Source organism: Paraburkholderia dioscoreae (assembly GCF_902459535.1).
In the GTDB taxonomy this organism is placed as follows: Bacteria; Pseudomonadota; Gammaproteobacteria; order Burkholderiales; family Burkholderiaceae; genus Paraburkholderia; species Paraburkholderia dioscoreae.
Window position 1 is genome coordinate 1,909,071 of the sequence record NZ_LR699553.1, and the last position, 12,769, is coordinate 1,921,839.

At 60.5% G+C, this 12,769-nt stretch carries 14 protein-coding genes and 1 tRNA gene; 5 read left to right on the plus strand and 10 right to left on the minus strand.

Translation table 11 applies throughout. From position 1 onward, the window contains the following. Nucleotides 1–32: 32 nt before the first annotated feature. From PDMSB3_RS08500 to PDMSB3_RS08525, 6 genes are all read right to left on the minus strand, one after another. Nucleotides 33–1,649, minus strand: coding sequence for a hypothetical protein (locus PDMSB3_RS08500; protein WP_165185765.1), 1,617 nt, complete (start codon nt 1,647–1,649; stop codon nt 33–35). A gap of 18 nt (nt 1,650–1,667) precedes the next feature. Further along, nucleotides 1,668–2,075, minus strand: a complete 408-nt coding sequence (locus PDMSB3_RS08505; protein WP_165185768.1) for a GtrA family protein — start codon at nt 2,073–2,075, stop codon at nt 1,668–1,670. Between the two features lie 104 nt (nt 2,076–2,179). Next, entirely contained in the window at nt 2,180–2,608 is a 429-nt protein-coding gene (locus PDMSB3_RS08510) for a phage protein NinX family protein (protein ID WP_165185771.1), read from the minus strand. Nucleotides 2,609–3,081: 473 nt separating this feature from the next. Further along, nucleotides 3,082–3,157: transfer RNA gene (locus PDMSB3_RS08515), tRNA-His, on the minus strand. Nucleotides 3,158–3,246: 89 nt separating this feature from the next. Next, entirely contained in the window at nt 3,247–4,248 is a 1,002-nt protein-coding gene (dusA, locus tag PDMSB3_RS08520; RefSeq protein WP_007182140.1) for a tRNA dihydrouridine(20/20a) synthase DusA, read from the minus strand. 142 nt (nt 4,249–4,390) lie between these two features. Beyond that, complete coding sequence (locus PDMSB3_RS08525) at nt 4,391–4,741, minus strand: hypothetical protein (protein ID WP_007182139.1); 351 nt, start codon at nt 4,739–4,741, stop codon at nt 4,391–4,393. A 346-nt stretch (nt 4,742–5,087) separates the two neighbouring features. Here PDMSB3_RS08525 and PDMSB3_RS08530 point away from each other — a divergent pair, with 346 nt between their 5' ends. Together PDMSB3_RS08530 and cysC are read left to right on the plus strand one after the other, a co-directional pair. Continuing rightward, nucleotides 5,088–6,680: a tetratricopeptide repeat-containing sulfotransferase family protein gene (locus tag PDMSB3_RS08530; protein ID WP_165185774.1), complete on the plus strand. Its 1,593-nt coding sequence runs from the start codon at nt 5,088–5,090 to the stop codon at nt 6,678–6,680. Then, on the plus strand, nt 6,677–7,216 hold the full coding sequence (gene cysC / locus PDMSB3_RS08535; RefSeq protein ID WP_007182137.1) for an adenylyl-sulfate kinase: 540 nt from the start codon (nt 6,677–6,679) through the stop codon (nt 7,214–7,216). Before PDMSB3_RS08530 ends, cysC begins: the two co-directional genes overlap by 4 nt. A 28-nt stretch (nt 7,217–7,244) precedes the next feature. Here the strand turns inward: cysC and PDMSB3_RS08540 are convergent, their stop codons facing one another. Continuing rightward, nucleotides 7,245–7,490 carry a hypothetical protein gene (locus PDMSB3_RS08540; protein WP_007182136.1) on the minus strand — a complete coding sequence of 82 codons (246 nt, stop codon included), beginning with the start codon at nt 7,488–7,490 and terminating at the stop codon, nt 7,245–7,247. Nucleotides 7,491–7,705: 215 nt separating this feature from the next. Further along, nucleotides 7,706–7,918 (minus strand): DUF3820 family protein, encoded by a 213-nt coding sequence (locus tag PDMSB3_RS08545; protein ID WP_035518164.1) that lies wholly within the window; start codon nt 7,916–7,918, stop codon nt 7,706–7,708. 144 nt (nt 7,919–8,062) lie between these two features. Between PDMSB3_RS08545 and PDMSB3_RS08550 the strand changes: the two genes are divergently transcribed. Then, nucleotides 8,063–9,115 (plus strand): NADP(H)-dependent aldo-keto reductase, encoded by a 1,053-nt coding sequence (locus PDMSB3_RS08550; RefSeq protein ID WP_165185777.1) that lies wholly within the window; start codon nt 8,063–8,065, stop codon nt 9,113–9,115. Between the two features lie 526 nt (nt 9,116–9,641). Next, entirely contained in the window at nt 9,642–10,064 is a 423-nt protein-coding gene (locus tag PDMSB3_RS08555) for a hypothetical protein (RefSeq protein WP_007182133.1), read from the plus strand. A 90-nt stretch (nt 10,065–10,154) separates the two neighbouring features. On the opposite strand, the gene PDMSB3_RS08560 is transcribed toward PDMSB3_RS08555, so the two are convergent. Next, the gene (locus PDMSB3_RS08560) at nt 10,155–10,982 is read right to left on the minus strand and encodes an ABC transporter permease (RefSeq protein ID WP_165185780.1); all 828 of its coding nucleotides are present in this window, start codon (nt 10,980–10,982) and stop codon (nt 10,155–10,157) included. An 87-nt stretch (nt 10,983–11,069) separates the two neighbouring features. Further along, complete coding sequence (nodI, locus tag PDMSB3_RS08565) at nt 11,070–11,984, minus strand: nodulation factor ABC transporter ATP-binding protein NodI (protein ID WP_165185783.1); 915 nt, start codon at nt 11,982–11,984, stop codon at nt 11,070–11,072. 284 nt (nt 11,985–12,268) lie between these two features. Between nodI and PDMSB3_RS08570 the strand changes: the two genes are divergently transcribed. Then, nucleotides 12,269–12,733, plus strand: coding sequence for a universal stress protein (locus tag PDMSB3_RS08570; RefSeq protein WP_007182130.1), 465 nt, complete (start codon nt 12,269–12,271; stop codon nt 12,731–12,733). Nucleotides 12,734–12,769 lie beyond the last annotated feature (36 nt).

Here is a 12,769-nt window from a genome sequence, read left to right on the forward strand (position 1 = left end):
TACTTTCTGATGGCCGCGCGCTCGACAAATTGTCACGGTCTAGCGCATACCAACTCACCAAGCAGTTCCTTGCACGGCCACGCGGCGAGTTGGCCTGCACCGTTCGGTCCAACGCGTTCGAAATTTAAATTGAGGCGATCGAACATAGGCTGCAAATTCTCGTACCGTTCACTCCAATAGAGCACCTTGCGATGATCATCCGATAGTTCGTTGGTCGCTCGCTTCAGATAGCCAGCCGCGTTCCGCATCATGATCGCGGACTCATATGCGCCAATCCCCGAATTCACCATCAACACGGCCACAAGCATGTAACCGGCAATCCGTTTTTCCTGCAATGCGAGGATTGCTAGCAGGCACACTAGCACGTAGAGCTGCGGATTCAGGCGTGCCCACCATGACTCGGGACTAATTACGCATAGCACCGCGACAATAGCGAGGAGCGGCGCGGTGCGCCTCACTGATCTCCACGACCAGACCGCGGATGCAATCGCCAATAGTAGCGCACCGCCAAAGAGCGGTCCCCAACCTCCCCATCTCACATCGACACCACCGGCTGTGGTGAACTCGACGGCGTCAACTGTGAACGGCGCTTTGAGCTGCGGGAGACGTGGTGTCGCCAGGTCGAGCGGATTTTCGTTTCTGGTCTTTCCCATGACACTCAATCCGAGTTGTGTAAAGCGATCAAGGGAGTGGAACTGCGGCGTGGTCTGTCCGGAAATCAGGTTCTCCACGCGCCCGACGCCCATCACGGGGTAGAAGATGTGATGCCCCTCGACGAGGTTTTTAACGTACGGGTTCACAGCCAGTACGACGAATGTCAGTGCAAGCATGGCCGCGCCGCTTGCCCCGATGCCGAGCGGAACTTTCCGTATCCGAGAAATGCAGAACGCGCCTGCGAGCAGCACACTCGAAAATACAAGGCCGGTGTCCTTTAACGTTGCCGCGCCGATCAAGGCTAGCAACAACGGTATAGCCAGGTGCCGCGAGCCGTTGTTCCAGAACAGGCCGTAGATGCACAGAATCTGAATCGAGAGGAAAGCGGCCATGCAGCCGTCCACGTAGTGCGTGAAAAGCTGAAGGATCGCGATCGGATTTAGAGCCACGCAGATCGCCGCGAGCGAGCGTGGCACTACGCTGGAGCCTCTCAATGCCGAGAAAGTAACTAGGCCAGATGCCAGCATCAGGATGAAGTTGATACTTTTTCCAATTTCGAAATTGCCAGTCAGCCTCAGTAACGATGCAGCGTAGAACCAAGAAATCTTCGGATAGCTATTTATGTATATCGCATAATGCCCGGCTAGTGACGACTTGAGAAAATCGAAATGCTCGGCCAATTCATGGATTGCGTTTGCGTGATAGCCAAGGCCGTCCGAGGAGAAATCGAAAAAAATAGTTGCTGCGGACATGGAGGCAACGATCGCGAGCAAGGCCGCGACCGTGACCCACACTGCGTGCGCCCTGCTGCGAACAAATGTTATGGCTGCACTGACGGTGGCGCCTAAAATCGGAGCTGATGCGGCAAAGTCGGCCGGCGCATGGATACCTTGCAACAAGGCAAATAGCGCCGCAGTGCCCACTATAAAAACGAGCAGAAAAACGGCAACATCTAGGACCGCGTCTGCGTAATCGGCGTCCGATTTTTTCATCATTGGAGCAGTAGAGGGTGGTCAAGAAGCGTTGAACGCATTCCTGAATACGTAGTTTTTGTCGAGATTGTATTTAACGATGTACCCGACCGTCAGGCCAAGCACAGCGCCAAGGTATCGCATGAAATCCGTGTGAAAGACCGCCTGAAAGACGGCCTCAGTACCCCAGAAGATGACTGTGGTGGCAAGGCCCATTGCCGTATAAAGGATAAACGTCGTGCCGTCATGTACAGCGCTAGTGGCTTGAAAACGGAAGATGAATTTCTTGTCGAGCATGTATTTGATGACGAGTCCGACGCCAGTTCCGACCGCAACCGATAGGGGCATTGCAAATTTTCCGGCATAAGCCAGCAGCGTCAAATGTTGCGCGCCGATGTTTGCTGCCATGGCGATTGCCGCCAGCAGTGAATAGGTGATCAACAACGTCATCCAGGCTCCGATTCAACCAACGGTCGTGAAAACCAGATACATAACCCAGATCCCGCCTGCCATCACCGCAACGAAGAGGATGCGCTTGAGCGGCGAGCATGTTTTTATTTCGTTGCTTGGCTCTGATAATTCGCGCAGTCTGCATCAATACTTTTTGGTATAAGTGGCGGCTGGACTGGTCGATCTGGAACTTCGGATCCGAACACGCTGAAAACGAACGAGCGCATAAGCGCGACGAGTGGCGCTGCGCCTGCGGCATGGTTAGCTTGGAAACCATCGTCGACCGATCCGGTAAGACAGATCCCATTGCGGCCCGCGCACATGCGGTCGATGACCCCGCCAGCTATGCCCCAGTCAGTTGAGTAAGGAGGTACGGCGCCCGAACCGCTGCCGTCTGGGAAATCCCGCGGGTCGTGGTGCCGCGGCGCGTCAGTGCTTACCGGATCAAACCGTTTGCTTTGGTCAATGGGTGTTTTCAGAGCGCGCGACACCCAGTAGTCGAGCACGGCACCTTCAAGTTTTTTTGTTTTCATAGTGCTTTGCCAGCTTTTTTACCGGCGTCCATTTTAAGAGCACTTGTTATAAGAAATCGCGCGGGTTCAAGTCCCCAATAGGATGAATAGGCATTGCCAACCCCGGTGCCTTTCACCATTGCCGCTAACGCGAGCACGCCCCTTCTTCATATGATACTTTAGCAGATGCACTTCCCAATTTTTCTGGGAGTAAATACGATGAAGTAGATCAAATTGCGTGTGCCGCGCGAGGAAACTGGTGATCTCCCGGACGACCTCACGGCATGGGCGGGCACTGTCCGGCCCAACCATATTGATTTACTGGCATGTTTTTGCCTCTGGTGGCGGCGTCACAGCGGTACTGCGCCGTGGGTCAAACGCAAAAAAGCCCGCAGCGAAGTGCGGGCTTAATTCCGAAAATCCGATTTTTGTTCCGAATTTTACTATGTGAAATTTCCGGAGTCGGCTAAACGGTTGATGCTAAAGGTGTTCTTTGGGGTGGCTGATGGGGCTCGAACCCACGACAACAGGAATCACAATCCTGGACTCTACCAACTGAGCTACAGCCACCACTGACATCTGCTTGACTTGCCGTAAAAACTTGGCTCGCCGATGAAGAAACGAGATTATACGAACAAGAATCTCGTTTGCCTAGTCCTTTATTCAAAAATTTCGACAGGCTCGCGCAGATGCTGCCTTGCTTCGTCGAAGATGCTCAGATCGCGTGCGGCGAGGCGTTTGCTGTCCGACAGGACACGGCGCCATCCACGTGCACCCGCTTCGCCGCGATAGAGGCCGAGGGCGTGGCGCGTAATGGCGCCGAGATAGGTGCCGCGCGCCATTTCAGCGGCGCAATAGTCGATCAGTTTTGCTTCGACCTGCTCGCGAGTCAGCGGCGAGTCTGTCGAACCATAGAAGCGGGCATCGACATCGGCCAGCCGATATGGGTTGTGATACGCCTCGCGTCCGAGCATGACACCGTCGACGTGTTGAAGATGAGTCTCCACTTCATCAAGCGTCTTGATGCCGCCGTTGATGATGATCTCCAGATGCGGGAAGTCGCGCTTCAACTGATACGCGTAGTCGTATTTGAGCGGCGGAATCTCGCGATTTTCCTTCGGGCTCAAACCCTTCAGAATCGCGTTGCGCGCGTGCACGATGAACACATTGCAGCCCGCATCCGCAATCGTGCCGACGAAATCGCGCACGAAACCATATTCTTCGACCGCATCGACGCCGATGCGGTGCTTCACCGTCACCGGCACGGATACCGCATCGCGCATGGCCTTCACGCAATCGGCGACGAGTTGCGGCTCGTTCATCAGGCACGCTCCAAATGCGCCGCGTTGCACGCGCTCGGATGGGCAGCCGCAGTTCAGATTGATCTCGTCGTAACCCCATTGCTCGCCGAGCTTCGCCGAGCGCGCGAGGTCGTCGGGTTCGCTGCCGCCGAGTTGCAGGGCGACCGGCGCTTCTGCGGGCGTGAACGCGAGATGACGCGGCACGTCGCCATGCAGCAGCGCGCCGGTGGTTACCATTTCCGTGTAAAGCCACGTATGCCGGGAGATCACGCGATGCAGGGAACGACAATGACGATCAGTCCAGTCCATCATGGGTGCAACCGATACGCGGCGCGGACTGGGAATTCGAGGTGACGACATGGGGCGGCCAGACGGCTTGATTCAAAACACCGATTTTACCGCAAGGCATGAAATCGCCGCCTTGCCGGGAGACCCGCGAGCGTTTCGAGCCAGAAGCCATGCAATCGACCGGCCCGCGAGTCACGCGCGGGCCACGTCAACGTCAATGTCCATGTCCTCCGCCGTGGCCGCCACTGCTGCCCCAGGAACTGCCGCCTCCGCCGTGGTAGCCGCCGTAACCGCCGCCGTGCCAGCCGCCGCCATGCCCGCCGTTTCCGCCGTGCCATCCATGACCGCCATGCCAGTACCCGCCACGGTAGTAACAGCAGGAGCCGCCCCAGCCGCCGTAGATACCTACGCTGCCGTAAACCGGCGCATACGGTGGTCCGTAAGCGTAACCGTAGCCGGGGTAATAAGGTTGCGCGTAGCCATAGTCGTATGCCGGTGCAACCACGCATCCGTTCAGACTGGCCATCACCGCCAACAGCGCCATTGATGCAATGAGCCTGCTCACGATTTTCTCCTTCGCATGAGATTGAGAAAAGACGCACGCCCAGGAGTTCAGCTGCATTTGTGTCCGCACATTACGGGTCGCCCGCGACCTGGCGGCTCCGTGAGATATACATGGCGATCGGAGACCACGGAATAAGGCGCAGCGGCACGCTTCCACACCTTACGTGATCCTCCTGCTGTAACAGTTAGTTAAATTTCCGCAACGCAACTGTAGGGCGCGCCTGTTAAGTTCCCTTCAGACAATTACCTCGAATCCAGGCCGTGCCTATTTACCCGCCGGACGAAAAGACCACACCCGCTCACTGTCAGGACCGCTCGATGCGAAGCCCGCAAAAATCCAGCCGTCAATGAAGTACGATCCACAGCCGGCCACCGCTTCAGAATGGCGTGCCGAAGGCGACGCTTATGCGGCGCGCGGCGAACTCGCCGCCGCGCTCCAACGTTTCGAAAACGCGCGTGCGCTTGCCCCTGCAGATGCGCTCGTGCATCAGCGCCTCGCGGCGACGCTCGCCGCCCTGAACCGTTTTCCCGAAGCCCTCGAACGCTATCGGGAAGCGATCGCGCTCGATCCGCGCGACACGGATTCGCATCACGGCCTCGGCTGGACGCTCGAGCAGATGCATCGGCTCGAACAGGCGGTGGACGCCTATCGCGAGGCCGCTCGCCTGAATCCGCAAGCCGACGGCTCGCACAACAACATGGGCAACTGCCTGCAGGCGCTCGGCCGTTTCGACCAAGCTCACGCAGCGTATCGCCGCGCAATCGAAGCCGCGCCGCAGGTGCCGCTGTACTACCGCAACTTCGTGCAGACCAAGCGCCTCACTACTGAAGATCCGGTATTCGTCGCGATGGAACGCCTTGTCGGCAATGCCGCGTCGCTCACGCCGGCCAATCAGGCGGAGATTCACTTCGCGTACGGCCAGGCGCTGTCCGATGTGGGCCGCAACGACGCGTCGTTCGATCACTTCCTGAAGGGCAATGCGTTGCACCGCGTTAGCGTGCGCTACAACGAAGCGGACACGCTCGGCCTGTTCGCGCATCTGCCCGAGCTGACGGCTTCGGAAGTGCTGGAGGCGAAGCGCGGTCTGGGCGATCCGTCAGCGGCGCCGATCTTTATCGTCGGCATGCCGCGCTCGGGTTCGACCTTGATCGAACAGATTCTCGCCAGCCATCCTCGGGTATTCGGCGCGGGTGAGCGCACGGAATTCGGGGAGGCGCTGGTGAGCTGCATTCGCCGCGATCCGGCCGATCCATTGCGGATCGACATTGAAGCACTTGGGGACGTCGACGCCGCGCCGTTGCGCGAACTCGGCGCGGACTATCTGCGTCGCATGCGCAACGCGCTGCCGGAAATTCAGAGCCTCGCGCGGAACGAAGAAGCCGACCCGACTCCGCGCTATACGCACTTCACCGACAAATATCCGTTCAACTTCATCAACCTGGGTCTGATCCATCTGGCGCTGCCGAATGCGCGCTTCATTCACAGCCGCCGCGCGCCTTTGCAAACCTGCCTGTCGATCTTCTCGCGCATTTTTCACGACGTGCCGTTCAGCTATGATCTCGGCGAACTGGGCCGCTACTATCGCGCCTATAACGCCCTGATGAACCACTGGCAACGTGTGCTCCCCGAAGGTGTAATGATCGAAGTCAAATACGAAGAACTGGTCGACGATTTCGAAGCCAATGTGCGCCGCTTGCTCGCGCATTGCGGGCTCGACTGGAACGAGCGCTGCCTGTCGTTTCATCAGACCACGCGCCAGGTGAATACGGCCAGTTCCGCTCAAGTGCGCCGGCCCCTGTATAAAACTTCAGTGCAACGCTGGCAGCCGCAGCAGGCGTTGCTTCGACCGCTGTTCGACGGCTTGGGCCCGGAACTCATGCCGGTTCATGGCGGTCAGCCTGACGAGGTCGTGGCAACCGGCGTGGAGCGTCGCTCATGAGCGCGGCTCGCGGTGCCGTGATATGGATGACGGGGCTCTCCGGCGCCGGCAAGTCGACGTTGGCCAACGCCTTGCATTTGCGGTTGAAGGAAGCAGGGCACGCCGCGATCGTGCTCGACGGCGATGTGCTGCGGCGTGGACTGAACGCCGACCTCGGCTTCACGCCCGAGGACCGCACCGAAAACCTGCGGCGGGTCGCGCACGTTGCCGCGCTCTTCATGCAGCAGGGCTTCGTGGTGATTGCCGCGGTGATTTCGCCGGAGCATCGGCACCGGCGCGCGGCGCGTGAAATTGTCGGCGATGGATTCGTCGAAGTCTTCGTGAACGCTCCGCTGCAGGTCTGCGAAGCGCGCGATGCCAAGGGGCTCTATGCCCGTGCGCGACGCGGCGAGATTGCGCATTTCACCGGTATTTCCGATCCGTTCGAAGCACCGCTCGCCGCCGATGTGGTGATCGAAACTGATCGCATGCCGGTCGACGAGGGCGTAGACCGGTTGCTCGCGCATCTGGTCGCGATGGGGCGTGTGAGCGGATAGCGCGTTGTCCTTATGCTGCTCGCGCCATCTATCGCAACAGACCGCCCGAATGATGGAGGACCGGATACACGCCGATGATGAACGCCGCGTAGATCGCGGCCATCGTCACGCCGGCGGCGGTGCCCCAGATGTCGCGCGATGCGGCACCCTGGCGGAAATGAACGGGCAGTCCGACGACCACGTAGCCGATCAGAAAGAACGCGATGACCGCCCGTACCGGCGAGAGATCGTGGCCGATAAATTCGAGCAGCGCGGACCAGTTGAATTCAGACATGGACGGGCAGGCAGGATGACGGGCAGGACGACATACGGACAATGGCGGGAACCGTGGCAGAGCGTGCGAGAACCTACGTGGATTAAAGTCCATTCAGCCGGCAGGGTACAAGCAAAAGACTGTATGAATTTGTACAGATCTGCATGGCTTGCACGATGCCTGCGGACTTTCAACCGCGCTTCACGACACTTCGCGGCGCTTTCACCGCGAGGCGATCAGCGCTTGCGCAAGGGCTCGAGTAGCGACTTCAAACCGTTGTGATCGATCTCGTGCATCAAGGCGAGCAGCCTGCCGATTTCGCCCGGCGGGAAGCCCTGACTGGCAAACCAGTTTAGATAATGACCGGGCAGGTCCGCAATCAGGCGGCCCTTATATTTCCCGTAAGGCATGATGCGCGTGACCAGCAGTTCGAGGTGTTCGGGATTCATTGCGGAAGGGGCGGCGCGGAGAAACCTTGCGCGTGGAAAAACGGGCGGCGCCCGTTGGAACCGCATTTTAGCGTGCCCTGCAGGTATCGCGCGGGCGTGGTAACGTCAGCGCTTTTCGTTCAACCAATCAACAGGACAAGTTCGATGGAATACCGCAGCCTTGGCGATTCCGATGTGCAGGTTAGCCTGATCGGTCTCGGCACCATGACATGGGGCGAGCAGAACACGGAGCAGGAAGCGCACGCGCAGATCGATTACGCGCTCGATCACGGCGTCAATCTGATCGACACCGCCGAAATGTACCCGGTGCCGCCGATTGCCGAGACGCAAGGTTCGACGGAGCGTTTCATCGGCACGTGGCTCGCGCAGCATCGCAGCGCACGCGAGAAAATCGTGCTCGCCACGAAGATCGCCGGCCCGGCGCGTCAACCGCATAACCCGCGCCATATTCGTGGCGAAGGCAATCAGTTCGACCGCAAGAATCTCACCGAAGCGCTCAACGACAGCCTGAAGCGCCTGCAAACGGACTACGTCGATCTGTATCAGTTGCACTGGCCGGATCGCAGCACGATGACGTTCGGCCGCGCCTCGTATCCGTGGGTCGACGACGCATACACGGTGCCGATCGAAAAGACGTTGTCCGTGCTCGCGGAATTCGTGAAGGCGGGCAAGGTGCGTCACATCGGCGTGTCGAATGAAACGCCTTGGGGTGTCGCGCAGTTTCTGCGCGCGGCCGAAAAACTCGGCTTGCCGCGCATTGTCAGCATCCAGAATCCGTACAGCCTGATCAATCGTACGTACGAAGCGGGTCTGTCCGAGTACGGGCATCGCGACAACATCGGCCTGCTGGCCTATTCGCCGCTGGCCTTCGGCTGGTTGTCGGGCAAGTATGAAGGCGGCGCGCGTCCGGCCGGCGCCCGCATCACGCGGTTCGAACGCTTCCAGCGCTACAGCAAGCCGCAAGCGGTGCAGGCCACCACGCGTTACGTGGAACTGGCGAAGCGTCACGGTCTGGCGCCCGCGCAGTTCGCGCTCGCGTTCGTCAATAGCCGGCCGTTCGTGACCAGCAATCTGATCGGTGCGACCTCGCTCGATCAATTGAAGGAAAACATTGCCAGCGTCGACGTGAAACTCTCGCCGGACGTGCTCGCGGAAATCGATGCGCTGCATGAATTGCAGCCGAATCCTGCGCCTTGATGCGCGAACGGCGGCGCGTCGGTTCGAGTCGGGCTTGAAAGAAGAATGAAGACTGAGTGCCGCTCGAATCGCCGCGCTGTCCCAAGTGCCTCGGCTTCACGGCCGGGGCACTTGCCGGATGGTCGGCATCTGAAATGCCATCACTGCCGGGCGCACGCTTAGCGGACCTTTGGCTTGCCGCGCACAGCATGAAGCGCGAGCGAACTCGCCCCCGCACAGAACATCGGATTGCAGCCCGGCGCGATCCGATCGCCAGCCAGCCAGCCAGCCCGCGCGCGGCGAGGCCACGCTACGGCGTGCGTGCGATACCTCTCCATTCGCCGTCGATTGGAAGGCAAATGTCCCTGCCGGAACACGAATCACGACCTAAACTGTGGTGGACGGGGCGGACTGAAAGCGCCAGACCGCGCGGCCGGCATTGCTGCAGCGCACACCGGTGGTAGGATTCAGGCCGAAAAAGGGAACGCGGCGCGCGCACGACGCAGCGTGCCGTCCACAACAGAGCGATAGGAACTCAGGACATCGAATGGCGCAACAAAAAACAAACCCAAAACTTGAGCAGGCGCTGACGCGCGGGGATCTGGCAATCCGTCAGGCGAATTCGGCGCGAGCGACGGCATTGCTGCGTGCATTGGGCAAGATGATCGTGGAGGCTTCGGCGACCATCGGCGTGGAAGCCTTCACGCTGATTCCCGACGGCGACCGGATCTATGATCCGGCCGATGGCCTATGGCCACAGGAATTGCAGATCTCGCTCGACGGTCCGGTTGAAGAATCCGATCCGGACGAAGTTCGCACGGTCCGGCTGATCGCCGATGATCCGGCCACGATGTTCCGGGTCGAATGGCAGCGCGCCGACGGCAAGATCGGCCGTCAGGACGGCGGACCGTTCGCGACGGTGGCGTTTATTTCCGACGTGGACATTCCGTGGACGGACGACGAGGACTGAGCAGGGGCGGGCCGCGACAGGCGCTGATCGCTGTCCGCTGTTAGCAACCGTTAGCCGGGCATCAGCGCCTGCGTTACTCGAAAGCCGGGCCTACTTCATCATTCTGCGTCTGAACAGAATCGCCGACACGATAAAGCCGCCCAGTGCATACGCCGTCAGCAGGGCCACATGCAACAGCGCGTGCTCGACCGGCCGCCCGAGCATGGCCGGCCGCATCAGGTCGACGGCATGCGCCAGCGGCAGCACCTGGGTGGCGCCTCGCGCCATGACGGGCAATTGCGACACCGGAAAGAACACGCCGGACAGTAACAGCATCGGCGTCAACACCAGCGTCTGATAAAACATGAAGAAGTCGTACGAAGGCGCGAGCGCCGTGACGACCATAGCGATGCTCGCGAACGCGAGCCCGGTCAGCACGATGACCGGCAACGCCAGCAGCATCGACGGAAAATTCGCGTAGCCCAACGCGCCGGCCACCAGCATGATCGCGGCGCCGGAGAGTATCGACTTGCTGGCCGCCCAGATCACTTCACCCAGCACGATGTCGCCGAGCGTGAGCGGCGTGTGCATGATCGCTTCCCAGGTGCGCTGTACGTGCATGCGCGAGAAGCCCGAATACATCGACTCGAAGCTCGCCGACATCATCACACTCGACGCCACCGTGCCCGCGGCGAGAAAGGCGATATACGACACGCCGTCCACATGGCCGACCATCAGCCCCAGCCCGAAGCCGAGGCCGAACAGATAGATCATCGGATCGGCGAGATTGCCGAACATCGAGGCGATCGCAAGCTTTCTCCACACCAGATAGTTGCGGCGCCATACGGCGATCCAGTTGGTTGCGTTCGCGGGAAAGGCGGCGAAGGTTTCCTGTTTCGATGGCGTGTCGCCCGGGCTTTCGTATGTGCGTGCGTTCATTGCGTGTCTCGTGCCGTGCCCCTCGAGGGGCTTCCTTCTTCGTTATAGCCGTAGCGCGTTGCGTGCGATGCCGATATCCATGCGCCTCTAGTCCTGCATCTCGCGACCGGTGAGCCGCAGGAACACATCTTCCAGATTCGCCGGCCGATGCAGATAGCGCAGATCCGCGCGCTGCTTGAGGCGTGCATGCACCGGTTGCGCGTCGTTGACGTAGCAGAACAGCGTCTCGCCGCTGATCTCGGTGCGCTCGACGAGCGGCGCCAGTTCATCGCGCAGCGCAACCGGATCGGGTCCGAAAATCTCGATCACGTCGCAACCGATCTCAGAGGCGATCAACGCGCTCGGCGCGCCTTCGGCGATCTTGCGTCCTTCCTCGATCACGCATAGCCGGTGGCAGAGCCGTTCGGCTTCTTCCATGAAGTGGGTGGTCAACAAAATGGTCTTGCCGCGCGCGAGCAACGAGCGCAGCCGCTCCCAGATCAGATGCCGCGCCTGAGGATCGAGGCCGGTGGTCGGTTCGTCCATGATCAGCACGTCGGGGTCGTTGACGAGCGCGCGCGCCAGCGTGAGGCGCCGCTTCATGCCGCCGGAGAGGTCGCTCACGCGCGCGTCCGCCTTGCTTTCGAGGCGCGCGAATTCGAGCAGCGGCGGCACCATCGCCCGGCATTGCGCGGCGCTCATGCCGAAGTAGCGGCCGAACACCAGCAGGTTCTCGCGCACCGTGAAGTCGGGGTCGAGATTGTCGAACTGCGGCACCACGCCGACGCGCGCCCGGGCCACGCGCGCGCGGCTGGGGATCGGCTCGCCGCACAGGCGGATCGTGCCCGCGTCCGGCGCCGCGATGCCGAGCAGCATGCGCAACGTGGTGGTCTTGCCCGCGCCGTTCGGGCCGAGCAGGCCGAAGCATTCGCCGGGGTTGACATGGAACGACAGCCCGTCGACGACCGTTTTTTCGCCGTAGCTTTTCTTGACCTCGTGAAATTCGATGGCGGCTTCAGGCATGGATCGAACGAGTCTCCGGGAAAGACATGAATGACGCGAATGGCCGGGAAGGCCGCCTATTCTAGGGCATCGGCTGCCCGGCGTCGGTTCGCTCCCGACGTTCCGGCGTGGGTTTCCTGCACTGCGGCATCGACCTGCGGACGCCGCCCGGCGGCGCGCGCACCTGTTTAGGGCGCGGCTGGCGTCCAGTAGCGCGCAGTTAGCGTTTTCCATCCCTTGCAACCTGAATTGCGGCGCACCATGATTCATTCAGATCGTGCGTCCCGCGCGAAGGGAGAAAAATCATGGCGAGCTACCAGAAAATCCTGCTGTGCTACGACGGCTCGCGCGAAGGCCGCAAAGCGTTGCGTTGCGGCGCCGACCTGGCGATGGATCTGAAAGCCGAAACTCACCTGTTGTCGGTTGTCGACATGCGTTCGAGCATTGCGCAAAGCGCGGGCCTGCTGACCGATGTGGCTTGCGGCAGCTTCGAAAAGACCGCCCGCGACATCCTCCAGGAAGGCGTGGACTGGCTCACCGAGCGAGGCGTGAGCGCACAAGGGCATTTCGCGTTCGGCCATCCGATCGACGAGATCGCCAACCTCGCCAATGAATTGCATGTCGACCTCGTGGTGGTCGGCCACCGCTGCCGTACGGGCTTGTCACGTTGGTGGATGGGTGCGGGTAATACGCCGCTGCTCGACCGCGTCTCGTGCAGCATTCTGGTGGCCTGTTCTTCTGCGCAGGAGCAACAGCAAGCAGCGGCTTGACGCACGGTCTCGGGGAGTGTGTTTGACTGGCCGGCC

What these genes read in the sequence shown, in the direction of transcription:
- PDMSB3_RS08500 (WP_165185765.1), bottom strand. Translation starts at nt 1,649, where the DNA reads ATGATGAAAAAATCGGACGCCGATTACGCAGACGCGGTCCTAGATGTT.
- PDMSB3_RS08505 (WP_165185768.1), bottom strand. Translation starts at nt 2,075, where the DNA reads ATGACGTTGTTGATCACCTATTCACTGCTGGCGGCAATCGCCATGGCA.
- PDMSB3_RS08510 (WP_165185771.1), bottom strand. Translation starts at nt 2,608, where the DNA reads ATGAAAACAAAAAAACTTGAAGGTGCCGTGCTCGACTACTGGGTGTCG.
- dusA (WP_007182140.1), bottom strand. Translation starts at nt 4,248, where the DNA reads ATGTCGTCACCTCGAATTCCCAGTCCGCGCCGCGTATCGGTTGCACCC.
- PDMSB3_RS08530 (WP_165185774.1), top strand. Translation starts at nt 5,088, where the DNA reads ATGAAGTACGATCCACAGCCGGCCACCGCTTCAGAATGGCGTGCCGAA.
- cysC (WP_007182137.1), top strand. Translation starts at nt 6,677, where the DNA reads ATGAGCGCGGCTCGCGGTGCCGTGATATGGATGACGGGGCTCTCCGGC.
- PDMSB3_RS08540 (WP_007182136.1), bottom strand. Translation starts at nt 7,490, where the DNA reads ATGTCTGAATTCAACTGGTCCGCGCTGCTCGAATTTATCGGCCACGAT.
- PDMSB3_RS08545 (WP_035518164.1), bottom strand. Translation starts at nt 7,918, where the DNA reads ATGAATCCCGAACACCTCGAACTGCTGGTCACGCGCATCATGCCTTAC.
- PDMSB3_RS08550 (WP_165185777.1), top strand. Translation starts at nt 8,063, where the DNA reads ATGGAATACCGCAGCCTTGGCGATTCCGATGTGCAGGTTAGCCTGATC.
- PDMSB3_RS08555 (WP_007182133.1), top strand. Translation starts at nt 9,642, where the DNA reads ATGGCGCAACAAAAAACAAACCCAAAACTTGAGCAGGCGCTGACGCGC.
- PDMSB3_RS08560 (WP_165185780.1), bottom strand. Translation starts at nt 10,982, where the DNA reads ATGAACGCACGCACATACGAAAGCCCGGGCGACACGCCATCGAAACAG.
- nodI (WP_165185783.1), bottom strand. Translation starts at nt 11,984, where the DNA reads ATGCCTGAAGCCGCCATCGAATTTCACGAGGTCAAGAAAAGCTACGGC.
- PDMSB3_RS08570 (WP_007182130.1), top strand. Translation starts at nt 12,269, where the DNA reads ATGGCGAGCTACCAGAAAATCCTGCTGTGCTACGACGGCTCGCGCGAA.